This is a genomic window from Thiobacter sp. AK1, assembly GCF_039822265.1.
Classification (GTDB): domain Bacteria; phylum Pseudomonadota; class Gammaproteobacteria; order Burkholderiales; family Thiobacteraceae; genus Thiobacter; species Thiobacter aerophilum.
Genome location: NZ_JBAJEX010000002.1, coordinates 35,561 through 61,179, shown reverse-complemented (window position 1 = coordinate 61,179; position 25,619 = coordinate 35,561). Strand labels below are relative to the sequence as shown.

The window sequence follows — 25,619 nt, the reverse complement described above, 5'->3', positions numbered from 1 at the left end:
TGCAAAAGCGCGCCGCTTTTTCGAAGGCTTTCGTGGGCACTCCTTAAGATGGACATCAAACAGTACATGAAGCAAGTGGGCCAGCAGGCCCGCGCCGCTTCCCGCGTCATGGCGCGGGCGGACACCCGCGTCAAGAACCACGCGCTCATCACCATGGCCGCTGCTATCGAGCGGGATGCGGAGAAACTCCTCGCCGCCAATGCGCGCGATCTGGAGCACGCGCGCGCCGCCGGGCTGGAGTCCGCGCTGCTCGATCGCCTCGCCTTGAACGCCAAGACCGTGGCGGGCATGGCCGAAGGTTTGCGTCAAATCGCGGCCCTGCCGGATCCGGTGGGGAGCATCACGGATCTCAATTACCGGCCCTCGGGCATCCAGGTGGGGCGCATGCGCGTGCCACTGGGTGTGATTGGCATCATTTACGAGGCGCGCCCCAATGTCACCGCGGACGCGGCGGGCCTGTGCCTCAAGAGTGGCAATGCCGCTATCCTGCGGGGCGGCTCGGAAGCGATCCACTCCAACCAAGCCATCGCCGCCTGTGTGCGCGAGGGGCTCCTCGCCGCCGGCCTGCCGGAGACGGCGGTGCAGGTGATCGAAACCACGGACCGGGCGGCAGTGGGCGAGCTCATCACCATGAAGGAATACGTGGACGTGATCGTACCCCGCGGCGGCAAGGGGCTCATCGAGCGGCTGATCAACGAGGCGCGCATTCCCGTGATCAAGCATTTGCATGGCGTATGCCACGTCTATATCGACGATCGGGCCGATTTGGACAAGGCGGTGAGAATCGCCGACAACGCCAAAACCAGCCGCTACGGCACCTGCAACACCATGGAGACACTCTTGGTGGCCGAAGGCGTGGCGGCTGCGGTGCTGCCGCGCATCGCGAGGATCTATGCCGAGAAGGGCGTGGAAATGCGCGGCTGCGACAAGTCGCGTGCCATCGTCCCGGAGATGAAACCCGCCAGCGAGGAGGACTGGAGCACTGAGTATCTCGCTCCCATCATTTCCATCCGTGTCGTCCCGGACATGGACGCCGCCATCGAGCACATCAACACCTATGGTTCCCAGCATACCGATGCCATCGTCACCGAAGACTACACGCGGGCGCGGCGCTTCCTGCGCGAGGTGGATTCCAGCTCGGTGATGGTCAATGCCTCCACGCGTTTCGCCGATGGCTTCGAATACGGCCTCGGCGCGGAGATCGGCATTTCCACCGACAAGATCCACGCACGCGGCCCGGTGGGGCTGGAAGGGCTCACCTGCCAGAAATTCGTCGTGCTGGGCGACGGCCAGGTGCGGACGTGACGCGCCAGCGGCATGGCGGCAGCACGCGGGGGCCACGGCGGTTGGCCATGGGCCATCCATGATCGGCATCCTGGGCGGCACCTTCGACCCCATCCACTATGGGCATCTGCGCCTGGCCCAGGAGGTGGCGGAAGGGGTGGCGCTCAACGCGGTGCGCTTCATCCCCACCGGCAAGCCCTGGCACCGCGCCCCGCCCCACGCCTCGGGTTGCCATCGGCTGGCCATGGCGCGGCTGGCCTGTGCGGGCAATCCCCTGTTTTGGGCGGATGCGCGCGAGGTGGCAAGCCAAGCGCCGGGCTATACCGTGGATACTTTAAGCGCTCTGCGCCAAGAACTGGGCCAAGACCTGCCCCTGTGTCTCATCCTCGGCGCCGATGCCTTTCTGGGACTCACCAGCTGGCATCGCTGGCCTTTGCTATTCGAGCTGGCCCACATCGTGGTGGCGCAACGTCCCGGTTTCCCGTCGCCCGACGATCAGGCGGGCCTGCCGCCTGCCCTGGCTGCGCAGTGGCGCGCACGGCGTGTGACGGACACCGCGGCCTTGCGAAACACGGCTGCGGGCCACATCTACCTGCAGACCATCACGGCCCTCAACATTTCTGCCACCCGCATTCGCGCCGACCTGGCTGCGGGCCGGAGCGCCCGCTACCTGCTGCCGGACATCGTGCTCGATTACATTCACCGCAACCGACTCTATGAACGAAGCCCCCAACAGTGAAACCCTGCGCCAAGTGGTCGTGGCCGCCCTGGAAGACATCAAGGCCAAGGATATCGTGGTGATGGACGTGAAGCATCTTACTGCCATCGCCGACTTCATGATCGTGGCCAGCGGCGAGTCTGCGCGTCAGACCAAGGCGCTGGCGCGCAACGTGACAGAGAAGGCCAAGGCCGCGGGTGCCCAGGTCATGGGCGTGGAGGGCGAGGAGGCCGGCGACTGGATCCTGGTGGATCTGGGTAGTGTGATCGTCCACATCATGCACCCTGCGGTGCGCGCCTATTACAACCTGGAAGAACTCTGGGGCGCCTCACCCAGCCGGGCCCGCCGCAACGCACCGTAATCGCATGCGGCTGGCCATCATCGCCGTCGGCACTCGCATGCCGGACTGGGTCGAAGCAGGGTTCGCCGAATATCAGAAACGCATGCCGCGCGAAGCGCGCATCGAGTTGATCGAAATCCGTCCCGAAAAACGCGAGAGTGGCCGCAGCAAAGAGCAGGTGCTGCAAGCGGAAGCGGCGCGCATCGAGGCGGCGCTGCCGCGGGGCGCGCTGCGGGTGGTGCTGGACGAGCATGGCCAGGGTCTCACGAGCCGGCTGCTCGCCGCCAAGCTCGACGCGTGGCTTGCCAGTGGGCGCGACGTGGCTTTCCTGATTGGTGGCGCCGATGGGCTGGCTTACGAGATCAAGCGCCAGGCCGATCTGACCTGGTCGCTCTCGCCTCTCACCCTGCCCCATGGCCTGGTGCGGGTGCTGGTGGCAGAGGCCCTCTATCGCGCCATGAGCATCCGCCAGGGCCATCCCTATCATCGGCCATGAGCATGGGTCCAACCTGGTTCGTTATCTATGGCGGCGTGCTGCTATGGTCCGCCATCGCACCGCGAGACTATTTCACTTGGTTCTTGGAAGTCCTGCCGGCGCTCATTGCCTTGCCGCTGCTGATGGCGACGCGCCGGCGCTTTCCCCTCACGCCCCTGGCTTACTGGCTGATCCTGGTCCACGCGGTGATCCTCATGGTGGGAGGCCACTATACCTATGCGCACGTGCCGCTTTTCGACTGGCTACGCGAGGTCTTCCACTGGCAGCGCAACAATTACGACAAGGTGGGACACCTGGCCCAGGGTTTCGTCCCGGCCATGTTGGCAAGGGAAATCCTGATCCGGCTCGATGTCATTCGCGGCCGGGGCTGGCTGAACTTCTTCATCCTCTGTTTTTGCCTGGCCTTGAGCGCAGCCTATGAACTGATCGAGTGGGCGGTGGCGGCAGCCTCGGGTGATGCGGCGGTGGCTTTCCTCGCCACCCAGGGGGACGAATGGGACACGCAGTCCGACATGGCCTTCGCCTTGGCAGGTGCGATTCTCGCCCTCATCATCCTGACGCGCCTGCACGACCGCCAGCTCGCACGCCTGAGCCCTCGCTCATGAAGCACGCCGCGCCCCTGATCTACCTCGCTTCCCAATCGCCGCGCCGGCGCGCACTGCTGCGCCAGCTGGGCATTCCCCACCGCGTCTTGGTGCCCGATGTCAACGAAGCACCCCTGCCGCGCGAGACGCCGGAGGACCACGTGCGGCGGCTGGCGCGTATCAAGGCCGAGGTGGGCGCGATGCGCGTGCTAAAGCGTCGCTGGCCGCCCCTACCGGTGCTGGCGGCAGACACCGTGGTGGTGCTGGGCCGCACCCTTCTCGGCAAGCCCGTCGATGCTGCGGAGGCGGCGGCCATGCTGGCGCGCCTGTCAGGACGCCGCCACCGGGTGCTCACGGCCGTGGCGCTGGCGTTTCAAGGTAAACTCCAGCTTGCCCTATCGGATACGCAGGTGGTGTTTCGGCGCCTTGCAGCATCCGAGATCGAAGCCTATGTGGCCAGTGGTGAGCCGCTGGACAAGGCAGGGGGTTATGGGATTCAGGGCCGGGCGGCGGCGTTCGTGCGTCGCATCGAGGGCAGTTACAGCGGAGTGATGGGCCTGCCCCTGTTCGAGACGGCTGAGCTTTTGCGAAAGATCGGAATCCGCATACCGTGAGCGAAGAAATCCTGATCAACGTCACGCCCCAGGAAACGCGTGTGGCGGTGATGCAGCAGGGCGTGGTACAGGAACTGCACATCGAGCGGGCGAGCAGCCGAGGCTTGGTGGGCAACATCTACCAGGGCCGGGTGGCGCGCGTGCTGCCCGGCATGCAATCGGCCTTCGTGGAGATCGGCCTGGAACGGGCTGCTTTTCTGCACGTGGCCGACATTTGGCAGCAGAAGGCGCAGGAGGGAAAGCCGATCGAGAAAATCCTGCACGAGGGACAGACCCTACTGGTCCAGGTGATCAAGGATCCTATCGGCACCAAGGGGGCGCGCCTGTCCACGCAAGTGAGCATTGCCGGACGGCTGTTGGTCTATCTGCCCCAGGAGACCCACATCGGCATTTCCCAACGCATCGAAGACGAAGAGGAACGCGAGCTGTTACGCGAGCGACTCCTGCATCTGCTGCCTCTTGATGCTCGTGGTGGCTACATTGTGCGCACCAGTGCGGAGACGGCCAGCGAAAGCGAACTTGCCGCCGATATCCAGTATTTGCAGCGCATCTGGCAGGGCATCGAAGAAAAGGCGCGTAGCGCCCCGCCCCAGACCCTGCTCTACCAGGAGCTCGACCTCCCCTTGCGCGTGCTGCGCGACTTCGTCCACGACGACACCGCGCGCATCCTGGTGGACTCCCGCGAGACCTACGGGCGCATGCAGGCCTTCGCTGCCAGCTATGTGGCTAACGTCGCGCCGCGCATCGAGCATTACCAGGGCGAGCGACCCCTGTTCGACCTCTACCAGGTGGAAGCGGAAATCGAGAAGGCCCTTTCGCGCAAGGTCGCGCTCAAGTCTGGCGGCTATCTCATCATCGATCAGACCGAGGCGCTCACCACCATCGATGTGAACACCGGTGCATTCGTCGGCGGGCGCAACTTTGACGACACCATCTTCAAGACCAATCTCGAGGCCGCCCACGCCATCGCGCGCCAGCTGAGGCTGCGCAATCTGGGCGGCATCATCATCATCGACTTCATTGACATGGACAACGCGGAACACAAGGCGGCGGTCCTGGAGGAGTTCCGCAAGGCCTTGGCGCGCGATCGCACGCGCATGACGGTGAACGGCTTCACCGCGCTGGGACTGGTGGAGATGACGCGCAAGCGTACCCGAGAAAGTCTTGCCCATGTGCTGTGCGAGCCCTGTCCCGTCTGCCAAGGGCGGGGCGAGCTCAAGACCCCGCAGACCGTCTGCTATGAGATCCTGCGTGAACTGCTGCGCGAGGCTCGCCAGTACAATGCGCGGGAATTCCGCATCCTCGCCTCGCAGCCGGTGATCGACCTGTTCCTGGACGAGGAATCCCAGAGCCTCGCCCAGCTTGCCGACTTCATCGGCAAGCCCATCTCGCTGCAGGTGGAAAACCAGTACACCCAGGAGCAGTACGACATCGTCCTGATGTAGCTCGGCGTGGGTTTGGCAAGCCCACAAGAACGGGTGGCGAACGACGGCGAGCCGTCTTCGGCGCAGGGATCACTTCATCGTGCCGGGCACCGTGGGCAACCCGGCACACCGCATTCGGGCCAGATGACGCGGGAGCCGGAGAGACCGAAATGCGGCCTATTGAGCGCTACGGAAGTCGTTGACAGGCTGCGTAAGTCAAACGTCATTCTCGCGAAAGCGGGAATCGAGGGTATTCCTCACCATGTTCCTGGGTCCCCGCTGCATAAGTTCAGAAACCTTTGGCACTGCTTCGATGACGGAGGAACGCCATGCAAGGGCAGCACATTGGATACAGGATCAGGGGGTTTTACCGGGCAGCGGGATTGCGGCATCTTTGGCAGATGACGCCCAAAGATGCCCAAGCACGACTCGGCGCCATGCCCGGCAACGCCTGAAGCCCGTGCGCCGTCACCCCAAGCCGCGCAAGCCCAAGGCCGTCACGGTCGTCCCATGGCAGCACCTGGCGGTGGATACCATCGAGCGGGTGCGCGATAGACTTCGCCGCGACTTCCTTACCTTCATCGATCCGACCAGCCGCTTCGCCTTTGGCCTGGCGATCCCAAGCAAAACCAGCCGCCACCGCCGCCGCACTCATACAATTCTTCCTCCAACATCAACCCGAGTGGCAAAGCTGGGGGATCCATACATTGAGTTGACACACACCGCGCCTGACCGCTATATTTATGTGAATATAGCGAGGTGGCGCAATGCAAAATAGGCAACCTCCTGCTAGGCGCAAGCATCGGTGTAAGGCGCTGTTTTTCCTTCGGTGTTTGTAAGATGGTGGTTGCGCAGGGCCGGTGATGATCACCACCGGCACCGAAAAAACACTCGGCCTGAAGGTGGGCGACGCAGTCTGCGCGCTGATCAAGGCGAGCCATGTCATCCTCGGGGTGGACCAAGCATCTCACCTCGCTTGCCGGCTCCGGGCCTGTGCCCGGGGCCGCCTTTTTCCCTTTGTTGTGACAAAACCTGACGGAGTGTGAGATGACACGATTCACCCATGTGCTGCGCGGTGCCGCGTTGCTGCTGGCCCTGCCCCTGGCGTTTGCAGCGCAGGCACGCGCCGAAACCATCACGGTGGCGGTTGCCGCCAACTTCAAAAAACCCGCCGAGGAAATCGGCGTGCTGTTCAAGGCCAAGACCGGCAACGAGGTGAAGTACGCCTTCGGTGCCACCGGTCAGTTCGCTGCGCAGATCCGCAACGGCGCGCCGTTCGACGTGCTGCTCGCCGCCGACGACACGACGACCAAGGCGCTGGCCAAAGAGGGCCACGCCGTCGCCGCGACCGATTTCATCTACGCCCGCGGCGCGCTCGTGCTCTACAGCACGACGCTGCCGGTGAAGGCGCAGGGCGAGCAGATCCTGCGCAAGGGTGACTTCCAGCATCTGGCGATCGCCAACCCAAAGACCGCGCCCTACGGTGCCGCAGCGATCGAGGCGATGAAAAAAATGGGCGTGTATGAGGCGATCAAACCAAAGATCGTCGAGGGGCAGAACATCGGCCAGACCTTCGACTTTGTCGCCACCGGCAACGCGCAGGCGGGCTTCGTCGCGTTGTCGCAGGCGATCGGTGCGGGCAAGGGGCAGTGGTGGGTGGTGCCGCAGGCCGACTACAGCCCGATCGACCAGAGCGCGGTCGTGCTCAAGCCCGGCGCCGACAAGCCGGCGGCCAAGGCGTATCTGGACTTCCTGCGCGGGCCCGAGGCGCGTGCCGTGATCGACAAATACGGCTACACCATCCCGCAGTAAATCGGGGTGCACGCGCGTGGTGGAGCTTTTCGGTCATGCCATCGACCTCGGCCCGCTGTGGCTGACGCTCGAAGTCGCGAGCATCTCGACCGCCATCCTGCTGGTTCCGGGGATTGCGATCGCCTGGGTGCTGGCGCACTGGAAGTCGCCGCTGCGCGCTGCGGTCGAGGCGGTGGTCGCGCTGCCGCTGGTGCTGCCGCCGGTGGTGCTGGGCTTTTATCTGCTGGTTTTCCTCAACCCGCAGGGCTGGCTGACGCAGACGTTGCATAGCCTGGGCTATGAGGGGCAGCTCACCTTCAACAAAATCGGCCTGATCATCGGCTCGGTGGTGTATTCGCTGCCGTTCATGGTGCAGCCGTTGCTGCGCGCGTTCGAGGCGCTGCCGCAGAACCTGCTCGATGCCGCGGCCACCCTGCGCGCCGGCTGGTGGGACCGCTTTTTCAACGTGGTGCTGCCGCTGTCGCGCGGCGGCCTGATCGTCGCACTCACCCTCACCTTCGCGCACACGGTGGGCGAGTTCGGCGTGGTGCTGATGGTCGGCGGCAACATCCCGGGCAAGACGCGGATGGTGTCGATCGACATCTACAACCATGTCGAGGCGATGGAGTATGCGCAGGCGCACATCCTCTCGGCGCTGATGCTGGTGTTTGCGGTCATCGTGCTGACCGTGGTCTACGGCCTGTACCGGCAAGGCAGTCGGGAGCACGCAGCATGATGCAGGAACCGAGCGATGCCGCCGTGCGCGGCGAGCTTGCCGTGCGGCTCGGTGCCTTCACGCTGAACACGGGCACATTCTCTTGGCCGCTCGACGGCATCACCGCGATCTTCGGCCGCTCCGGCTGCGGCAAGAGCACGCTGCTGCGCGCCATCGCCGGGCTGATCCCGCGGGTGCACGGTCGGCTGGAGGTGGGCGGCGTGGTCTGGCTCGACGGCGCGCGACAGACGCCGCCGATGGCGCGCAACGTCGGCTATGTGTTCCAGGACGCGGCGCTGTTTCCGCACCTCACCGTGCGCGGCAATCTGGAGTTTGCCGCGCGCCGCGCCCCCGGCGGCGTCGACGCGGCGGCCGTGCAGGCGCAGGCCGAAGCGGTCGGCATCGCGCATCTGCTGGAGCGGCGCATCGGTGCGCTGTCCGGCGGCGAAAAACAGCGGGTGGCGATCGCGCGCGCGTTGCTGTCGCGGCCGCGGCTGCTGCTGCTCGACGAGCCGCTGGCTGCGCTGGACTGGCGCGCCAAGGACGATCTGCTCGAACTCATCGCCGAGCTTGCGCAAAGCCGCAGCTTGCCGATGCTGCTGGTCAGCCACGCGCCAGAGGAGATCGAGCGTCTGGCGCAGCGCGTGGTGTTCATGGACGCCGGGCGCATCCTGCGCGTGGAACCGCTGGCCGATGCGCTGATGCGCGCGGACTCGCCGCTGTTCGACCGCCTCGGGCCGGTGGCCGTGCTCGAAGGGCAGGCCAGCACGCTGGCCGAGGGCCTGGCGCAATTGCACATCGACGGCAGCCTGCTCACCTTTCCTGGCATTGCGGCGAGCCCCCGGGCGCGGCTGCGGGTGTACGCGCGTGACGTGGCGCTGGCGCGCCGCGTGCCCGCAGACATCAGCATGCTCAACCACCTTCCCGCGCGCATCTGCAGCTTTGCCGAAAGCCGCCGCGGCCATGTCCTGGTGCGGCTCTGTCTAGCCGACGGGCAAGGGCTATGGAGCGAGATCACCGAAACCGCCCTTGCGGCGCTGCAGCTCAGAGAAAACGAGACCGTGATTGCGCTGATCAAGGCCGCGTCGGTGGAGCGTTGACATGCAGACCAACACGATATCCTCCCTCACCTCTCGTCATGTTCCGTCCCCTGCGGCGCCAAGGGCTTTGCAGCGACGCGCGCCCGGGAGCGTGTGGATGTGATCATCGGCGATGCCGATTTCATCGATCACGCCAAAGACCTCGACCTGACGCAGCGCCAGACGCTGGGCAAGGATCGGGGCACAGGTGATGGCGTTGCTGCCCCGCGATTTCCGGAGCGGTTCCAATTCCACCTGGGCCAGCGCATGCAGCCCAACCTGGTCGACGCCAACGGAACGCAGTCGGGTCGGTTCCAGGGAGCAGCCACCTAACTCGACGAAATCGCTTCCAGGCAGGCGTTGCGCACGGCTGACGATAAGCCGGACAGCCAATGTTTACGCGAGGAGATCGCCGCGCTGGCTGAGGCGTCGGGCGAGACGGACGCACAGGTCGGGCCAAAGGGCCTCGGGGAGGTCGAAGGCCCTGCCGAGGTTGAGAAGGGTGGATTCGCGAACTCGAGTGCCTTCACGCCGAGACTCGACCAGGCGGTAGATGTGGGAGGCGACCCCGTCGGCGTTGCGGCGGCTGGGGAGCAGCGGATGGATATGCCGAAGGGGTAGCGCTTGGCAAGCGCTTTGTGGGGTGTCGTAAGAATTGAGGTGAATTGAGGGGAAGGTTGTTAAATGACCTTCCCCCGACCTCAGGGCCGACTACATCCTGGCCAACCCGCCGTTCAACGTGAAGCGCCGGGGCGGTGAGCACCTCAGAGAGGACAAGCGCCGGAAGCACGGGGTGCCGCCCGTCGGGAACGCCAACTTCGCCTGGGTCCAGCACATGATCCACCACCTCGCGCCCACGGGGCTCGCCGGCTTCGTCCCCGCCAACGGCTCGATGTCGTCCAACCAGGCGGGCGAAGGTGAGATCCGCAAGAACATCATCGAGGCGGACCTCGTGGACTGCATGGTGACCCTGCCCGGCCAGCTCTTCTACTCGACGCAGATCCCCGCGTGCCTCTGGTTCCTCGCGCGGGACAAGCGCTTTCTCCCCTCTCCCTCTGGGAGAGGGGCAGGGGGTGAGGGCCGCGACCGCCGCGGCCAGGTGTTGTTCATCGATGCCCGCAAACTGGGGCAGATGGCGGACCGCACCCACCGGGCGCTCACTGCCGAGGACACCCGTAGGGTCGCCGACACCTACCACGCCTGGCGCGGCGACCCCGACGCGTGCGAGTACCGGGACGTCGCCGGCTTCTGCAAGAGCGCCACGCTGGAGGACATCCGCAAGCACGGCTACGTGCTCACCCCCGGGCGCTACGTCGGCGCGGCGCAGCAGGAGGACGACGGGGAGCCTTTCGAGGAAAAAATGGCGCGGCTCTCCAGCCAGTGGCGTGCGCAGCGTGAGGAAGCCGCCAGGCTCAATGCGGCGATCGAGGACAACCTGAAGGCGCTGGGGTTTTGAACCGAGCGTTGACGATGGATCCAAACGGCCGACATAATAAACTCACAGTTTATTAAGCACCGGGTTTTGGGCCATGAATAACGCAGATGAAAATAAGGCAGGACGCGCCGGCCGCTACGTCCGCCAGCTCACGGGCTATCGCGCCTTCATCCCGGCACCGCTGCCGCCCAATCCGCCGCTCGATCTTGGCGCTCCGCTGCGCGAGCGGCTCTCGGCTGCCGACTACGCCCTCGGTCGGCTCGACGGCGCCGTGCTCACGCTGCCCAATCCTGACCTCTTCGTCTTCATGTACGTGCGCAAAGAGGCCGTGCTGTCCAGCCAGATCGAAGGCACGCAGTCTTCCCTGCAAAACCTGCTCGCCGCCGAAGCGCAGCTCTTCGACCCGGACACGCCCAAGGACGTGAACGAAGTTGCCAACTACGTGCGGGCGATGAACCTGGGGCTCGAACGGCTACGTGAACTCCCGATCTCAGTGCGGCTGATCCGCGAAATCCACGCTGAACTCATGCGCGGCGTGCGCGGCGGCCGCCTGCAACCGGGCGAGTTGCGCACCAGCCAGAACTGGATCGGCCCCGCGGGCTGCACCCTTGCCACCGCCCGCTTCGTGCCCCCGCCGCCGCACGAAGTGCCGCAGGCCCTCTCCCACCTGGAAACATTCCTGCACGACGGCGCCGGCCTGCCGCCGCTGGTACAGGTGGGGCTTGCCCACGCCCAGTTCGAGACCATCCACCCGTTTCTGGACGGCAACGGTCGCATCGGGCGGCTCTTGATCACCTTTTTGCTCACCGAGAAACGGCTGCTCGCCAAGCCCGTGCTGTATCTGTCGCATTACTTCAAGCAGCACCGCGCCGAATACTACGAACGCCTACAAGCCGTGCGCGATGCGGGCGACTGGGAGGGCTGGCTCGGTTTTTTTCTCGCGGGCGTCGAGGCGGTCAGCCGTGAAGCCACGGCCACCGCCGCGGCCATCCTGCGCATGCGCGAGGACTACCGCGCCAAGATCACCGAACACCTCGGCCGCGCCGCCGCCAACGGCCAGCGCGTCATGGACCGCCTGTTCGAGCACCCCATCGTCAGCGTGGCCACCGTGCGCGAATGGCTCGGTATCACACCCGCCGGAGCCAACCAGATCGTCGCGCGCCTCGAAGCGATCGGACTGTTACGCGAGATGACCGGCTACGCCCGCAACCGGCGGTTTCGTTTTGATCCGTATCTGCGGCTGTTCGAGGAGGCGGCGGAATGAACAACTCGGCGCTGGCGAAATGGCAGGGCGAAGCCGCGCGGCGGGGTGCGGCGATTGAAGCCGACTTGAAGGAGGTTGGGTATGGCGGGCGAGTGGCCTGAGACGCCGCTCGGCGAACTCGTCCAGAACTTCGACTCCCGGCGAGTACCGCTATCGAACCGCGAGAGGGAGAAGCGTCGTGGCGACTATCCCTACTACGGCGCCACCGGAATCATGGATTACGTCGATGGCTTCCTGTTCCAAGGGCTACATCTTTTCCTAGCTGAAGATGGCTCCGTTGCGCGGCCAGACGGCAAGCCTTTCCTGCAACTCGTCGATGGCAGGTTCTGGGTTAACAACCATGCGCACGTGCTGAAGGTAGCAACTGACGAGGACACCAAGTTCCTGTACTACGCACTCTCGACAGTAGCCATCGGCCCGACAAAAAAAGGGCCGTCTTGCAGCATGGCTGGGCGTGACTTCATTCCGGCGGCGAAGCGCCCGAATGCGCGGGCGGCGGCATGCAGCGCAGCGCGGCAGGGAATGGCGTAATGGGTGGCCACGCGGGGAGGCCAGGGGAATGGGGCGGCACCTTGCCGTCACCCGTAGATCGCGCCTTCCAGCCGGTGACGTACGTATGCCCCTTGCAAAATTTCCCATCTTGTTTGCCAAGGAAGGAAAGCTGCTGCCGGCATCACGCAGGCTGCTTCCGGCGCCGCGGAGGCGCGTCATGAATTTCGGCCGGCGTCGGACGGGTGATCGGGTTCAGGCCTTGCGCCGGCTGCCATCGAAGCGGGTGCGGGCGGCCAGGATCTTGGGTTGGTGCCGTTGCGCCCACTCGATCAGACCCTTGAGGGGCGGCATCAGCGAATTCCCGAGCGGGGTGAGCCCGTAGCGCACCGAGGGCGGTGTCGAGGGCGTGACCTCGCGCCAGATCAGCCCGTCGCGCTCCAGGTGGCGCAGGGTCTCGGTGAGCATCCGGCGCGAGATGTCGGGCACGGAGCGGGCCAGCGCATTGAAGCGCTGCGGGCCTTGGGCCAGGGTCACCAGGATCAGGGTGGACCATTTGTCGCCCAGGCGGTCCAGCACGTCGCGCACGGGACAATGCTTGTGTTGGCCAGGGCGCGCCGGCGCCACGGGGGCGGGGTTCAGGTCGTCGGGTTTCATGGCGGTTCCTCGCAGGTAACCAGGGGCGGCGGCGGTGCCTTCTTGTGCGACGCTCAAGGTTACTTTATAAGACCAACACCCGCAAATGAACCACGAGGAGACCCGCATGAAGCTCTATTACAGCCCGGGCGCTTGTTCCCTCTCACCGCACATCGTGCTGCGCGAGGGCGGCTTCGATTTCCGGCTGGAGCGCGTGGATCTGCAGAGCAAGCAGACCGAGACCGGCACCGACTACCGTACTATCAACCCGCTGGGGTATGTCCCGGCCCTGCAGCTCGACGACGGCAGCATCCTCACCGAGGGTCCGGCCATCGTGCAGTATCTGGCCGACCGCGTGCCGGAAAAACGCCTCGCGCCGCCCGCCGGCACGCTGGAACGCTATCGCCTGATGGAGTGGCTCAATTTCATTTCCACCGAATTGCACAAGGGGTTCGGCGCGCTGTTCAACCGGGCGTTTCCGCAGGAAGCCAGAGCGATCATCCAGACACAGCTTGCCCAGCGCCTCGCGCATGTGGAGCGCAAGCTCGGCACCGGTCCCTATGCGATGGGCCAGGATTTTTCCGTGGCCGACGCCTATCTCTTCACCGTGCTGGGTTGGGGCGAATATGTGAATGTGGACCTCGCGCCCTGGCCGGCGCTCCTCGCCTATCTGGGCCGCGTGGCGGCCCGTCCCGCCGTCCAGGCCGCGCTCGCGGCCGAAGGCCTGGTCCCCGCAAAATAAGGAAAACGCCATGACGATCTTGTTCACGCCCCTTCAACTCGGTCCCCTGCATCTGCCCAACCGCATCGTGATGGCGCCCATGACCCGCTGCCGGGCGCTGGGCAATGTGCCGAATGATCTGATGGCGAAGTATTACAGCCTGCGCGCCGAGGCCGGGCTCATCATCACCGAAGGCACCTCGCCCTCGCCCGACGGCCTGGGCTATGCCCGCATTCCGGGCCTCTATTCCGAAGCGCAAGTTTCCGGCTGGCGCAAGGTGACGGACGCCGTGCATCAGGCAGGCGGACGCATTTTCGTGCAGCTCATGCACTGCGGGCGGGTGGCGCATCCGGCCAACCTGCCGGCGGGCGCGCGCATCCTCGCGCCTTCGGCCATCGCCGCGCCGGGCGAGATGTGGACCGACAGCGAAGGCCCGCAGCCCCATCCCGTGCCCGCGGAGATGAGCGAAGCGGATATCGAAACAGCCATCCAGGAATATGCCGCCGCCTGCAGAAACGCCCTGGCGGCGGGCTTCGACGGCGTCGAGCTGCACGGCGCCAACGGCTACCTCATCGACCAGTTCCTCAACACCGCGTCCAACCACCGGAGCGACCGCTGGGGCGGCAGCATCGACAATCGCATCCGCTTCGCGGTGGAGGTAGCCCGTGCGGCGGCCCAGGCCATCGGCGCCGAGCGCGTCGGCATGCGCATCTCGCCCTACGGCGTATTCAACGGCATGACGCCGGACGCCGAGATGGACGCGCTCTATCTGCGCCTGATCGAAGCCCTCAACGACATCGGCCTCGTCTATATCCACGTGGTGGATCACAGCTCCATGGGCGCGCCGCCGGTGAGCGACGAACTCAAGGCCCAACTGCGTGCGGCCTTCAAAGGCAGATACATCCTCTCCGGCGGCTATGACGCCGCGCGCGCCGAAGCGGATCTCGCCGCGGGCAAGGGCGATCTCGTCGCCTTCGGCCGGCCCTTCATCGCCAACCCCGATCTGGTGCAGAAGCTCAAGACGGGCGGCGAGATCCAACCCGCCGATCCCGCCACCTTCTATACGCCGGACGCCAAGGGCTACACCGAGCTCTGATGCGCCAACCCACGCTGTACCTTCCCCATGGCGCCGGGCCGTGCTTCTTCATGGACTGGGAGCCGCCCGATACCTGGGCGCGACATCGCGCCTTTCTGGAAAATCTGCCCGCCACCCTGCCGGAGCGGCCCCGCGCCTTGCTGGTGATCTCGGCCCACTGGGAAGCACCGCAGTTCACCGTGCAGAAGCATCCCGCGCCGCCCCTCGTGTTCGACTACTCCGGTTTTCCGCCGCACACCTACCAACTCACCTGGCCGGCGCCCGGCGCGCCGCTGCTCGCCGAGCAGGTGGCCGGGTTGTTGCAGGCAGCGGGGCTTGCCTGTGGCTTCGATGAGCGGCGCGGCTTCGACCACGGCGTGTTCGTGCCGCTCAAGCTCGCCTTCCCCGAGGCCGACATCCCCTGCGTGCAGCTTTCCCTGCGCGCCGATCTCGACCCCGCGGCGCATCTCGCCGCCGGCAAGGCCCTGATGCCGCTCCGTGACGAGGGCGTGCTGATCCTCGGCTCCGGCAACAGCTATCACAACATGCAGGTGATGCTGCGGGCCTGGCAGAGCGGTGCGCTCACCACGCACGGACTCGATTTCGACGCCTGGCTTACCGAGACGGTCACCCAAGCGGATGCGGTAGAGCGGGAGCGGTGTCTCATCGCCTGGTCATCCGCCCCCGGGGCCCGTGAGGCCGCGCCGCGGGAAGAGCACCTGATCCCGCTTTTGGTTGTCGCGGGCGCCGGGGGCAATGCGCCCGGCGCGAAGATTTTCGAGGACCGCGTGCTGGGCGCGGTGCAAAGCGCGTTCCGTTTCGGCTGAACTCGACTGGAGGCATCACTGCACCGCGTGCAGGGATAGAAAGGCGCGCACGATGAGCTGGGCGTGGGACGCCCGCTCTGCCCGCCGGCGATGCCTGGTCGGCGTGCCGAAGGCGAGGCGCAGAGGGTTGAGCCCCATCATCATGCCGAGCAGCAGCTCCGCGCTGTGCGCGGGATCGGGGCAGGCGATCAGCCCCTGCGCGGCGGCTGCTTCGAGATAGTCCGCCAGCATGCGCTGGGTGCGCTGCGGACCGTTGCGGTAAATGGTCTGGCGCGCCCTCGCCAGGGCCGAGGCGGGCAGCGCCATGGCCTGCATCAGGCGCTGATGGTGTTTGCTCACGAGAAATGTCGCAAGATCGGTCAGGAAACTCACCAGGGCCGCGCGCAATTCGTTCAGGTCACGTGGGGCCTGTTCCAGGCTGCGGCTCAAGGCGAAGGATTCCCGGGCGACCACTGCGCGCAGGAGGTGATACCGATCAGGATGGCGCGTGTAGAGCGTGGCCTTGGAGATGCCGGCGCGCTGCGCCACGGCTTCCATGGTCACGGCCTGCGGCCCGTGGGTGAAGAGCAGGGCGCGGGCGGCGCGAAGTATGGCGCCGTCCTTGCTGCGGTCGATCGGTCTGCCCGCCCGTTTTTTTGGCACCGTACGGCTCCCCTATCCATTACAATACGCGGACGTTCACTATATCACCGGGATCGAGCATGCACCTGCGTTCCTTGCTGTGGGCCTGTGTGGCCGGTGCCCTCGTGGCCGGCTGTGGTCGCGAAGACAAAACCACCACGGACGCGGCGAGCGCGCCCTATGTCCGCACCGTCGCGCTCGCGCCGGCCGCGGCCGACAGACTGGTGCTCTCGGGCATCGTGCGTGCGCGCTTCGAGACGCCGCTGGCCTTCCAGGTCGGTGGCCGCATCACCAGCCGGCGGGCGGATGCCGGCCAGCGTGTCGATGCAGGGCAGACCCTGTTCGAACTCGATCCGCGCGATCTCCAACAGGGTGTCGAGGCCGCCCGGGCCGATGTGGCCGCGGCGGAATCGGCGCTGGCCACGGCGCGCGCAGACCTGGCGCGGGCGCGCCAGCTCTTCGAGCAGAAATTCGTCAGCGCCCAGGCGCTGGACCGCAGCGTGCTCGCGGAGCGGGAAGCGGCCACCCGGCTGGAAGCGGCGCGGGCGCGGCTCGCCCAGGCGCGCAACGGTCTCGCCTATGCGCAGCTGCGCGCGCCTGCCGCAGGGGTGCTCACCGAGGTGACGGGCGAACCGGGCCAGGTGGTGCCCGCGGGCCAGCCGGTGGCGGTGCTGGCGCGCGAAGGCGAACGCGAGATCGAGGCATATTTCCCCGAGCAGATTCGGCCGCCGACAAGCGGCCGGCTGTTGGATGCGCCGGGCACGCTGCGTCTGCGCGAAGTCTCCGGCGCAGTGGATCCGCAAAGCCGCACTTGGCGGGCGCGCTACCGGGTCGAGGGCGCGCAGGCGCCCCTGGCGCTCGGCGCCGTGCTGCGGGTGGCCTTCGGCACGGGCGAAGCGAGCGATTCCAGCTTGAGCGTGCCGCTTTCCGCGCTCGATGAGCGCGGGCAGGGGCCGCGGCTGTGGCGCATCGTCAACGGCCAGGCCCAGCCGGTGCCGGTGACCATCCTGAGCATGGACACGGAACAGGCGCGTGTGCGCGGCGACTTTAAGCCAGGTGACAGGGTGATCGCCCTGGGCACGCATTTGCTCACGCCCGGCATGGCGGTGCGCGAGCTGGCGCAATGAGTTTCCCCAATCTTTCCGCGCTGGCGGTGCGCGAGCGCGCCGTCACCCTGTTCTTTTTGTTGCTGTCGGTCTTCGCCGGCGTCTATGCCTTTCTTTCCCTGGGCCGCGCCGAGGACCCGGCCTTCACCGTGCGGGTGATGATGGTGTCGGTGGTGTGGCCGGGCGCGACCCCCGAGACGCTGCAAACACAGGTGGTGGACCGGCTGGAAAAACGCATCCAGGAAGTCGAATACCTCTACCGCATCGAGACCACGGTGCGTCCCGGACGGGCGGATCTGCAGGTGGAGTTCCAGGACTACGCGCCGCAGTCGCGCATCCAGGACCTCTTCTATCAAGTGCGCAAACGCATGCAGGACGAGGCGCCCAACTTGCCCAAGGGGGTGATCGGGCCGATCGTCAACGACGACTTTTCCGATGTGTATTTCAACCTGATGGCGCTCACCGCACCGGGCATGCCCATGCGCGAGCTGACGCGCGAGGCCGAAGCCCTGCGCGACCGGCTGCAGGCCATCGAAGGCGTGCAGAAGGCGGTGTTGCTGGGTGAGCGCAGCGAACGCGTGTATGTGGAATTCGACAGCGCACGCCTCGCCAACCTGGGCATTTCGCCGCAGGCCGTGTTCGACGCCATCGACGCCAACAACCGGCTGGTGCCGGCCGGGCACATCGAGACGGCGGGCCCACGCCTGTATCTGCGCGTGGACGCCGACCTGTCGGACCCGGCGCAACTCGCGGCGGTGCCGATCCGCATCGGCGAGCGGCTCGTGAAGCTTGCCGACATCGCCACCATCCGTCGCGGCTATGAGGAACCGCCCAGCTATCTGGTGCGGGCGCGTGGCCAGGATGCGGTGCTCTTGGGGGTGGTGATGAACAAGGGCGAGAACGGCTTGGAACTCGGCAAGCGTCTGGCCGATTTCGTCGAACGGGAACGCCACGCGCTGCCGCTGGGGATGTCGCTCACGGTGCTCACCAACCAGGCCAATGCCATCGCAGCCGCGGTGAATCTGTTCCAGATCAAGTTCCTCGTCGCCGTCGCCGTGGTCATGGGAGTGAGCATCCTCGCCATCGGCCTGCGCGCCGGGCTCATCGTCGGCATCGCTGTGCCGCTGACCTTGGGCATCACCTTCCTGGTGATGAAGCTGATGGGCATCAACCTCGACCGCATCACCCTGGGCGCGCTCATCATTGCCCTGGGCCTGCTGGTGGACGACGCCATCATCGCGGTGGAGATGATGCTGGTGAAAATGGAGCAGGGCTGGGAGCGCGTGCGTGCCGCGGCCCACGCCTGGACCGTCACCGCCGCGCCCATGCTGTTCGGCACCCTGGTGACGGTGGCGGGCTTCTTGCCCATCGGCTTCGCCCGCTCGGGCGTGGGCGAGTACGCGGGCAACATCTTCTGGGTGCTGGGTATCGCCCTGATCGTTTCCTGGTTCGTGGCGGTGACGTTCACGCCCTATCTAGGCGTGAAGCTCTTGCGCGACTTTCCCCACAGCGGCCACGGTGAAATCGACCCCTACCAGACCACCGCTTACCAGCGTCTGCGCGCCCTCATCACCTGGTGCGTGACCCACCGCAAGACCGTGGTCGGCGCTACCGTGGGCCTGCTCGTGCTGGCCATTGCGGGGCTGGCCGGCCCGGTGCAGAAACAGTTCTTCCCGGGCTCCGACCGGCCGGAGGTGCTGGTCAGCATCTACCTGCCGCAAGGCAGCAGCATCGCCGCCACCGACCGCGTGGCGAAGAAGGTGGAGGCCATTCTCGCGCCCCTGCCCGAGGTGAAGACGCTGTCGGCCTATGTGGGCGCCGGCGCGCCGCGTTTTTTTATCTCGGCCAATCCGGAGCCGCCTGATCCCGCCTTCGCCAAGATCATCGCCGTGGCGGGCAATGCCGAGGAACGCGACCGCGTCATGGCGACGCTTACGCGCCACATCGCCAACGGGGAATTTCCCGAGGCGCGGGTGCGCGTCTATCGCCTGCTGTATGGCCCGCCGGTGATCTGGCCGGTGAGCTTTCGCATCCTCGGTCCCGATCCCGACCAACTGCGCCGCATCGCCCACGAGGTGCGCGCGGTGATGGCGGCCAACCCCCACGTGCGCGACCCGCATCTGGAATGGGACGAGCGCGCGCCCACCCTGCATCTGGCCATGGACGTGGAGCGCCTGCGCCTGATGGGACTCACGCCGCTGGAAGTCGCCCAACAGTTGCAGTTCCAGCTCAACGGCGTGCCGGTGACCCAGGTGCGGCAGGATGTGCGTACCGTGGAAGTAATCGCCCGCGGCGCGGCGAGGACCTATTCCTACGAGTTCACCACCGCCGATGGCCGCAAGCTTCCCCTCGACCAGGTGGGCAAGCTGGAAGTGCGCTACGAGGCGCCGGTGATCAAGCGCTACAACCGCGAGCCATTCGTCGCCGTGCAGGCGGACGTGGCGGGCGCGCAGCCCAACGACGTCACCGCCGCCGTCTGGCGCAAGCTGGAATCGATCCGGGCCAGCCTTCCGGCGGGCTATCGCATCGACATCGGCGGCTCGGTGGAACAATCGACCAAGGCCGACCGCTCCATCCAGAAGCTGCAGCCGGCCATGGTCGCCTTCATGCTCATCTTCATCATGCTGCAGATGCGCTCCTTCGCCGGCACCTTCATGGTCGTCGCCACCGCGCCGCTCGGACTGATCGGCGCGGTCCTCGCCCTCCTGGTGTTCAACCAGCCATTCGGCTTCGTCGCCCTGTTGGGACTCACGGGCCTGGCCGGCATCCTGATGCGCAACACCCTCATCCTCACACAACAGGTCTCCGACAACTTCGCGGAAGGCCTGCCGGCGCTGCAAGCCGTGGTCGAGGCCGCGGTGCGCCGTGCCCGGCCGGTGGTGCTGACGGCGCTCGCCGCGGCACTCGCCTTCGTGCCGCTCACCTTCGACAGCTTCTGGGGCCCGCTCGCTTACGTGCTGATCGGCGGTGTGGCCGTGGGCACGGCGATCACGCTGCTGTTCGTGCCGGCGCTGTATGCCCTGTGGTTCGGGTTGGAGACCTGATCCCGCTGCGTGCTGGCGTCGAAAAAGCGGACAGGCTTGACGGGAACGTTGCGCAGTGCTCAGTTGCCTGCGGGAGAGAAGGTGGCAGCAGACGCGGCAACGCACGCGCTTTGGGCGAATGGCGCCATGTCTGTCAAGACACGAACTGGCGCTCACGGCGGACGTAAAAAAGCCCGAAACGGGTTCGGGCTTTTGGGATTGGTGGCCAGGGGCAGAATCGAACTGCCGACACGCGGATTTTCAGTCCGCTGCTCTACCAACTGAGCTACCTGGCCCAAAACTAGCGCCGTGACGCGGATTTTGGTTCCGGCTAACGTTCGCTTCGCTCACGTTACCCTTCACCGCAACTTATCTGCTGCGCGACCAACTGAGCGACGTGGCCGCAAGTCGTCAAAACCACTCCACCCGCGGCGGGAAAGCGCGACATTACAACCGAAAAGGCGGTGATCCGTCAAGGCGTGGCGCGTTTGCGAAAGAGTACGTCCCACACGCCATGCCCTAGCTTCAGGCCCCGCGATTCGAACTTGGTGATCGGCCGCCAGGAGGGACGGGGGGCGAAGCCGGCAGCGGTATTTTCCAGGTGCGGCTGTGCCGATAGCACGGCGAGGATTTGCTCCGCATAGGGTTGCCAGTCGGTGGCGATGTGTAGGTAGCCGCCCGGCCTGAGTCGGTCGGCGACCAGGGCCACGAACGCTGGCTGGATGAGGCGCCGCTTGTGATGTCGCTTCTTCGGCCACGGATCCGGAAAGAAGATGTGCACCCCGTCGAGGCTTTGCGGCGGGATCATGTGGGCGAGCACCTCGACCGCGTCATGGGCGATGATGCGCACGTTCGTAAGCGCTTTTTCGTGGATCTGTTTGAGCAGGCTGCCGATGCCGGGGGTGTGCACTTCCACGCCGATGAAGTCGAGCTCCGGATGGTCGCACGCGATGGCGGCGGTGGTTTCGCCCATGCCGAAGCCGATTTCCAGGATGCGCGGGGCGTGGCGCCCGAAGACCTCGTCCAGATTCAACCATTGCGGCCGGTAGGGTAGGCCGTAGACGGGCAGCAGGGTTTTGAGCGCCCGGCTCTGGGCGCGTGACATCCTGCCGGCACGCAGCACGAAACTGCGGATGGGACGATGGGTGGCCTGGGACACGGCTGCTATCCAAAACTGCGCATTGTACTGCAAGCACCCTGGCCGCCCCTCAAGAAGCGAGCGGGTCTGCCGTTATCACACGATCGACCTTCTTTGGCGAACGGCACGATGTTCTTCCATTCCGTGCAGGAACGGCGCATCACGCTCAGCGCGGCCCTGGTGCTTGCGCTACTGGCTGCGGTCACGGGCATGGCCACGTGGTGGCTGACGGTGAGCCAGAGCAAAGCCTGGGTGGCGCGCAGTTTGGAGCTCACCCTGAGCAGTCATGTGGCCCTGGTGGAACGGGAGATTCGCGAGCACGAGGCCGTGGTGTTGGCCTTGACCCAGGATGAGGCAGTCCAGCGTGCCCTGGACCGGCTGGCGCGGGCGCCGCGGGATGCCCAGGCTCTGGCTGCCCTGCGCCGCGCGGTGGCGGCGGTGCGGGTAAGCGCAGGCTATGGACTGCGCTTCGCCGACGGCGCGGGGCGGCAGCTGGCCCAGTTCGGCCCGGTCTCGGGCGAGTCGCAGCTGGCCCTGCCCGTGCGGGGCACGCTGCCCACTTGGATCGAATGGGCGGATGGCCCACGCCTCAGCAGCCGGGTGGAACTTGCTGGTGGCTGGCGCGGCACCCTCACCGCCAGCCGCGCGGCGCCTTTGCTGGGAGCGCTCACCAGCGGCTACCGGGGGCTGGGGCAAACCGGCGAGTTTGCCCTGTGCGCTGGCAAGGGCAATGACCACATGGACTGCCTGCCGGTGCGCTTGCTGTCGCGACCGCTTAGAGATTTGCCGCGCCGGGTGGAGGGCGAGCCTCTACCCATGGCGCGGGCGCTGGCGGGTGAGGCGGGCTTTACGTTCGCACGCGACTATCGCCGGCAGTGGGTGGCGGCTGCTTTCGCACCGGTGGGCACCATGGGCCTGGGCGCGGTGCTGAAGGCCGATACGGCGGAGCTGTTCGTGCCCATGCAGGGGCGGCTGCTGCCCTGGCTGCCGCTGGTGCTTGGCTTGGTGCTGCTGGGGGCTTTGCTTCTGCGTTGGCAGGTGCTGCCGCTGGTACGTCAAGTGTTGGTGTCGGAGAGGCGCGCACGGGCCATGGGCGCATCGCTGGCGGAAAGCGAGGCGCGCAGCCGGGCAGTGCTGGATAGCGTCGATCAGGGCATCCTCACCGTGAACGCCAAGGGTGAGGTGCAAACCTATAACCTGGCGGCCCAGCGCATGTTCGGCCATCCGCCGCAGGCGGTGTTGGGACACAACGTGGGCCAGCTGATTCCCGATGCCTGCGGCGAGGACGGTAAGTGTTTCGAACGTCTCGTGGACAGTGGTGATGCCACCCCCACGGCGACCGGCCGCGAGATGATGGGGCGACGCTACGATGGCACGGTCTTTCCCTTAGAGATTCGCGTCAGCCGTCTGCAATGCCGGCGTCAGAGCCTTTACATCGCCGCGGTGCGCGATATTTCCGAGCGCAAGGCGCAAGAAGCGCGCATGCTGCATCTGGCGCACCATGACCCACTCACCGGCCTGGCCAACCGCATCCTCCTCAAGGATCGGCTACAGCAGGCCATTGTGCGTGCCGCGCGTGCCGGCGACCACGTGGGCGTGTTGTTCCTGGATCTCGATCACTTCAAGACCATCAACGATTCCCTGGGTCACCAGGTGGGAGACATCCTGCTCAAAACGGTAGCGAACCGTATCTCCGGTTGCCTGCGCGAGGGTGACACGGTGGCGCGTCAGGGTGGCGATGAGTTCATCGTTGTGCTGCCGGCGGTCACCCGTTTCGAGGACGTGGCCATGGTGGCGAGCAAGATTCTCGCCGCGGTGTCCGCACCCTACCAGATCAATGGCCAGGCGCTGCACACCGGCGCGAGCATCGGCGTGGCGGTGTATCCCGAGGACGGGCAGGACGTGGATACCCTGCTGCGTCATGCTGATACCGCCATGTATTACGCCAAGGGCACCGGGCGTGGCAATTATCAGTTTTTCGCGCCGGAAATGAACCGCGCCGCGCGCGAACGCCTCGAGCTCGAGACCAGCCTGCGCCACGCGCTCGACAGGCGTGAGTTCCACCTGGAATTCCAGCCCATCGTCGCGCTCGATGGCGACGTGGTACGGAGTGCCGAGGCGCTGCTGCGCTGGCAGCCAGGGGGCAAAGCGGTGGCGCCCGATCGTTTCATCCCGGTGGCGGAGGAGACGGGGCTCATCGTGCCCATCGGCGAATGGGTGCTCAAGGCGGCCTGCGCCCAGTTCAAGCGCTGGCAGGCTATGGGTGTTCCCCTGGGGCGGGTGGTGGTGAACCTATCGGCGCGCCAGTTCGCCCACCGCAACCTGGTGAGCGTGGTGCGGCGGGCCCTCGACGAGGCGGATTGCGCGCCGGAACAGCTGGGACTGGAAATCACCGAAAGCCTGCTGATGGCCAATCCCCTGGAAGCGATCCGGGTGCTCACTGTACTGTCCGACATGGGCATCCAGATCTCGGTGGACGATTTCGGCACCGGTTACTCCAGCTTGAGCTACCTCAAGCGTTTTCCCATCCACAAGATCAAGATCGACCGCAGTTTCGTCCGCGACCTGGCTACGGATCCGGAGGATGCGGCCATCGTCACCGCCATCATCGCCATGGCCCATAGCCTGGACTGTAGCGTGGTCGCGGAAGGGGTGGAAACGGAACAGCAGCTCGCCTTTCTGCGTGAGCGTGGCTGCGACGAATACCAGGGCTACTACTTCAGCCGACCGCTGCCAGCCGACACCCTGATGGCGCGTCTGCTGGCACCCAGCGGCGCGGGTTGACCGGTCCACGCGGCCGGTTTATAAGGAAAAATCCCCCGGCCCGAGCAAGACCTGTGAACAGCGCGACGCTTGCCGAGCGACTCAACCAATACGAGAAGCTGATGCGGCTCGATAAGCCCATCGGCATCCTGCTTTTGCTTTGGCCCACGCTTTGGGGCTTATGGTTTGCCTCGGCCGGTCACCCAGACCCCCTGATCTTGTGGATCTTCCTGCTGGGCACCGTACTCATGCGCTCGGCCGGCTGCGTCATCAACGATTACGCCGACCGCGACATCGATCCCCACGTGGCGCGCACGCGGGAGCGGCCCCTCGCCGCGCGGCGTGTGAGCCCACGCGAGGCCTTGGTGCTCGCTGGGGCGCTGGCCTTGGCGGCTTTCCTGCTGATCCTGCCTTTGAACCGCCTCACATGGGTGTTATCCGTGCCCGCCGTGCTTTTGGCGGCGAGCTACCCCTGGACCAAACGCTTCTTCGCCGTACCCCAGGCCTATCTGGGCATCGCCTTTGGGTTTGGCATTCCCATGGCCTATGCCGCCCAGACCGGCACGGTGCCGTCCATCGCCTGGCTGCTTTTGCTGGCCAATGTGTTCTGGTCCATCGCCTACGACACGGAATACGCCATGGTGGACCGGGACGACGATCTCAAGCTGGGTATCAAGACCTCGGCCATCACTTTCGGTCGCTTCGACGTGGCAGCGGTGATGCTTTGCTACGCCACCCTGCTGGCTGTGCTGGCCTATGCGGGACAACGCCTCGGCATGGGGACCCTCTACTACACGGGACTCGCCGTCGCGGGCGGCATAGCCCTCTACCACTATCGCCTCATCCGCGACCGCAGCCGCGAAGGCTGCTTCAAGGCCTTTCTCCATAACAACTGGCTGGGCGCGGCGGTTTTTGCTGGCATCGCCCTCGACTACCTCCTGCGCTGACATGCCGGTGAAGGTGGACACCGCCGCTATTCTGGAAGAATTCGCCCAGGGCCTGCCGCGCCTGGCTGGGGGCCGTGTGGATTACTCTTCGGCACGCCGCCTGCCGGTGCTGCTATGTTTCGTGGAATGTGCGGGCCGCATCCTGCTCCTCAAGCGCAGCGCCAAGGTGCGCAGCTACCCGGGCAAGTGGGGCACGGTGGCGGGCTTCATCGACCGGGCCTTGTCCTTGGAGGCGCTCGCCTGCGCCGAGTTGAAGGCGGAATTGGGTGTGCCGCCCGAGTGCGTGGCCCATTTCGCCCTGGGCGAGCCATACGAGTACACCGACCCAAGTGGGGAGCGCACCTGGCGCCTTTTTCCCATGCTGGCGCGGCTTGCCGGCACACCCCGCATCGAGATCGACTGGGAGCACACCGATTTCGAGTGGATCGAGCCGCAAAACCTTGCCGACTACGACACCGTGCCCATGCTGGAGGAGAGCCTGCGCCGCGCCATCCGTGCATCCATCGCGTGACGCGGGCAAGCTGTCATG

At 66.0% G+C, this 25,619-nt stretch carries 26 protein-coding genes, 1 tRNA gene and 1 pseudogene; 23 read left to right on the top strand and 5 right to left on the bottom strand.

Annotated elements, in window-relative coordinates; genetic code table 11:
- Positions 1-48 precede the first annotated feature (48 nt).
- From V6E02_RS03585 to rng, 7 genes are read left to right on the top strand one after another with little or no spacing between them, the layout of a single operon-like run.
- Entirely contained in the window at positions 49-1,305 is a 1,257-nt protein-coding gene (locus V6E02_RS03585) for a glutamate-5-semialdehyde dehydrogenase (RefSeq protein ID WP_347307241.1), read from the top strand.
- Positions 1,306-1,363: 58 nt separating this feature from the next.
- Positions 1,364-2,023 carry a nicotinate-nucleotide adenylyltransferase gene (gene nadD, locus V6E02_RS03580; RefSeq protein ID WP_347307239.1) on the top strand — a complete coding sequence of 220 codons (660 nt, stop codon included), beginning with the start codon at positions 1,364-1,366 and terminating at the stop codon, positions 2,021-2,023.
- Complete coding sequence (gene rsfS, locus V6E02_RS03575; protein ID WP_347307237.1) at positions 2,001-2,363, top strand: ribosome silencing factor; 363 nt, start codon at positions 2,001-2,003, stop codon at positions 2,361-2,363. Before nadD ends, rsfS begins: the two co-directional genes overlap by 23 nt.
- A 4-nt stretch (positions 2,364-2,367) precedes the next feature.
- The gene (rlmH, locus tag V6E02_RS03570; protein ID WP_347307235.1) at positions 2,368-2,838 is read left to right on the top strand and encodes a 23S rRNA (pseudouridine(1915)-N(3))-methyltransferase RlmH; all 471 of its coding nucleotides are present in this window, start codon (positions 2,368-2,370) and stop codon (positions 2,836-2,838) included.
- Positions 2,835-3,443, top strand: a complete 609-nt coding sequence (locus V6E02_RS03565) for a DUF2238 domain-containing protein (RefSeq protein WP_347307233.1) — start codon at positions 2,835-2,837, stop codon at positions 3,441-3,443. The genes rlmH and V6E02_RS03565 overlap by 4 nt, the downstream gene beginning before the upstream one ends.
- Positions 3,440-4,036 carry a Maf family protein gene (locus V6E02_RS03560; RefSeq protein WP_347307231.1) on the top strand — a complete coding sequence of 199 codons (597 nt, stop codon included), beginning with the start codon at positions 3,440-3,442 and terminating at the stop codon, positions 4,034-4,036. Before V6E02_RS03565 ends, V6E02_RS03560 begins: the two co-directional genes overlap by 4 nt.
- A complete protein-coding gene (gene rng / locus V6E02_RS03555; RefSeq protein ID WP_347307229.1) occupies positions 4,033-5,481 on the top strand; it encodes a ribonuclease G in 1,449 nt (482 codons plus the stop codon). Before V6E02_RS03560 ends, rng begins: the two co-directional genes overlap by 4 nt.
- Before the next feature lie 346 nt (positions 5,482-5,827).
- On the opposite strand, the gene V6E02_RS03550 is transcribed toward rng, so the two are convergent.
- Positions 5,828-6,115: a hypothetical protein gene (locus tag V6E02_RS03550; protein ID WP_347307227.1), complete on the bottom strand. Its 288-nt coding sequence runs from the start codon at positions 6,113-6,115 to the stop codon at positions 5,828-5,830.
- Between the two features lie 208 nt (positions 6,116-6,323).
- Here V6E02_RS03550 and V6E02_RS03545 point away from each other — a divergent pair, with 208 nt between their 5' ends.
- The 8 genes and pseudogenes from V6E02_RS03545 (at position 6,324) to V6E02_RS03510 (ending at position 12,275) form a co-directional block, all read left to right on the top strand.
- A complete protein-coding gene (locus tag V6E02_RS03545) occupies positions 6,324-6,506 on the top strand; it encodes a hypothetical protein (RefSeq protein ID WP_347307225.1) in 183 nt (60 codons plus the stop codon).
- Between the two features lies 1 nt (position 6,507).
- Positions 6,508-7,272: a molybdate ABC transporter substrate-binding protein gene (gene modA, locus V6E02_RS03540; RefSeq protein ID WP_347307223.1), complete on the top strand. Its 765-nt coding sequence runs from the start codon at positions 6,508-6,510 to the stop codon at positions 7,270-7,272.
- A 19-nt stretch (positions 7,273-7,291) separates the two neighbouring features.
- The gene (gene modB, locus V6E02_RS03535) at positions 7,292-7,987 is read left to right on the top strand and encodes a molybdate ABC transporter permease subunit (protein WP_347307646.1); all 696 of its coding nucleotides are present in this window, start codon (positions 7,292-7,294) and stop codon (positions 7,985-7,987) included.
- Entirely contained in the window at positions 7,984-9,066 is a 1,083-nt protein-coding gene (modC, locus tag V6E02_RS03530; RefSeq protein WP_347307221.1) for a molybdenum ABC transporter ATP-binding protein, read from the top strand. Before modB ends, modC begins: the two co-directional genes overlap by 4 nt.
- 93 nt (positions 9,067-9,159) lie before the next feature.
- Entirely contained in the window at positions 9,160-9,378 is a 219-nt protein-coding gene (locus V6E02_RS03525) for a hypothetical protein (protein WP_347307219.1), read from the top strand.
- 364 nt (positions 9,379-9,742) lie between these two features.
- A pseudogene (locus V6E02_RS03520) lies at positions 9,743-10,501 on the top strand (N-6 DNA methylase); the annotation flags it as partial.
- A gap of 73 nt (positions 10,502-10,574) precedes the next feature.
- Positions 10,575-11,744 (top strand): Fic family protein, encoded by a 1,170-nt coding sequence (locus V6E02_RS03515; protein WP_347307217.1) that lies wholly within the window; start codon positions 10,575-10,577, stop codon positions 11,742-11,744.
- An 81-nt stretch (positions 11,745-11,825) separates the two neighbouring features.
- The gene (locus V6E02_RS03510) at positions 11,826-12,275 is read left to right on the top strand and encodes a restriction endonuclease subunit S (protein WP_347307215.1); all 450 of its coding nucleotides are present in this window, start codon (positions 11,826-11,828) and stop codon (positions 12,273-12,275) included.
- Positions 12,276-12,488: 213 nt separating this feature from the next.
- Here V6E02_RS03510 and V6E02_RS03505 read toward each other — a convergent pair whose 3' ends face one another.
- On the bottom strand, positions 12,489-12,890 hold the full coding sequence (locus tag V6E02_RS03505; protein WP_347307213.1) for a winged helix-turn-helix transcriptional regulator: 402 nt from the start codon (positions 12,888-12,890) through the stop codon (positions 12,489-12,491).
- Positions 12,891-12,996: 106 nt separating this feature from the next.
- On the opposite strand from V6E02_RS03505, the gene gstA reads away from it, so the two are divergent.
- Genes gstA through V6E02_RS03490 form a run of 3 tightly spaced genes read left to right on the top strand, consistent with a single transcriptional unit; the run spans position 12,997 to position 15,492 of the window.
- On the top strand, positions 12,997-13,611 hold the full coding sequence (gene gstA, locus V6E02_RS03500) for a glutathione transferase GstA (RefSeq protein WP_347307211.1): 615 nt from the start codon (positions 12,997-12,999) through the stop codon (positions 13,609-13,611).
- A gap of 16 nt (positions 13,612-13,627) precedes the next feature.
- Positions 13,628-14,686: an alkene reductase gene (locus tag V6E02_RS03495; RefSeq protein ID WP_430626769.1), complete on the top strand. Its 1,059-nt coding sequence runs from the start codon at positions 13,628-13,630 to the stop codon at positions 14,684-14,686.
- Complete coding sequence (locus tag V6E02_RS03490) at positions 14,686-15,492, top strand: DODA-type extradiol aromatic ring-opening family dioxygenase (protein WP_347307207.1); 807 nt, start codon at positions 14,686-14,688, stop codon at positions 15,490-15,492. Before V6E02_RS03495 ends, V6E02_RS03490 begins: the two co-directional genes overlap by 1 nt.
- A 15-nt stretch (positions 15,493-15,507) precedes the next feature.
- On the opposite strand, the gene V6E02_RS03485 is transcribed toward V6E02_RS03490, so the two are convergent.
- Positions 15,508-16,134, bottom strand: a complete 627-nt coding sequence (locus tag V6E02_RS03485; RefSeq protein ID WP_347307205.1) for a TetR/AcrR family transcriptional regulator — start codon at positions 16,132-16,134, stop codon at positions 15,508-15,510.
- Positions 16,135-16,193: 59 nt separating this feature from the next.
- On the opposite strand from V6E02_RS03485, the gene V6E02_RS03480 reads away from it, so the two are divergent.
- Positions 16,194-17,240: an efflux RND transporter periplasmic adaptor subunit gene (locus tag V6E02_RS03480; RefSeq protein WP_347307203.1), complete on the top strand. Its 1,047-nt coding sequence runs from the start codon at positions 16,194-16,196 to the stop codon at positions 17,238-17,240.
- Entirely contained in the window at positions 17,237-20,263 is a 3,027-nt protein-coding gene (locus tag V6E02_RS03475) for an efflux RND transporter permease subunit (protein WP_347307201.1), read from the top strand. Before V6E02_RS03480 ends, V6E02_RS03475 begins: the two co-directional genes overlap by 4 nt.
- Positions 20,264-20,462: 199 nt before the next feature.
- On the opposite strand, the gene V6E02_RS03470 is transcribed toward V6E02_RS03475, so the two are convergent.
- Both V6E02_RS03470 and trmB read right to left on the bottom strand, forming a co-directional pair.
- Positions 20,463-20,538, bottom strand: a tRNA-Phe gene (locus tag V6E02_RS03470).
- A gap of 176 nt (positions 20,539-20,714) precedes the next feature.
- On the bottom strand, positions 20,715-21,347 hold the full coding sequence (gene trmB / locus V6E02_RS03465) for a tRNA (guanosine(46)-N7)-methyltransferase TrmB (RefSeq protein WP_347307645.1): 633 nt from the start codon (positions 21,345-21,347) through the stop codon (positions 20,715-20,717).
- A gap of 162 nt (positions 21,348-21,509) precedes the next feature.
- Here trmB and V6E02_RS03460 point away from each other — a divergent pair, with 162 nt between their 5' ends.
- Genes V6E02_RS03460 through V6E02_RS03450 form a run of 3 tightly spaced genes read left to right on the top strand, consistent with a single transcriptional unit; the run spans position 21,510 to position 25,601 of the window.
- Positions 21,510-24,164 carry a putative bifunctional diguanylate cyclase/phosphodiesterase gene (locus V6E02_RS03460; protein ID WP_347307199.1) on the top strand — a complete coding sequence of 885 codons (2,655 nt, stop codon included), beginning with the start codon at positions 21,510-21,512 and terminating at the stop codon, positions 24,162-24,164.
- 53 nt (positions 24,165-24,217) lie between these two features.
- Positions 24,218-25,090: a 4-hydroxybenzoate octaprenyltransferase gene (gene ubiA, locus V6E02_RS03455; protein ID WP_347307197.1), complete on the top strand. Its 873-nt coding sequence runs from the start codon at positions 24,218-24,220 to the stop codon at positions 25,088-25,090.
- 1 nt (position 25,091) lies between these two features.
- A complete protein-coding gene (locus V6E02_RS03450) occupies positions 25,092-25,601 on the top strand; it encodes an NUDIX domain-containing protein (protein WP_347307195.1) in 510 nt (169 codons plus the stop codon).
- The last annotated feature ends 18 nt before the right edge of the window (positions 25,602-25,619 follow it).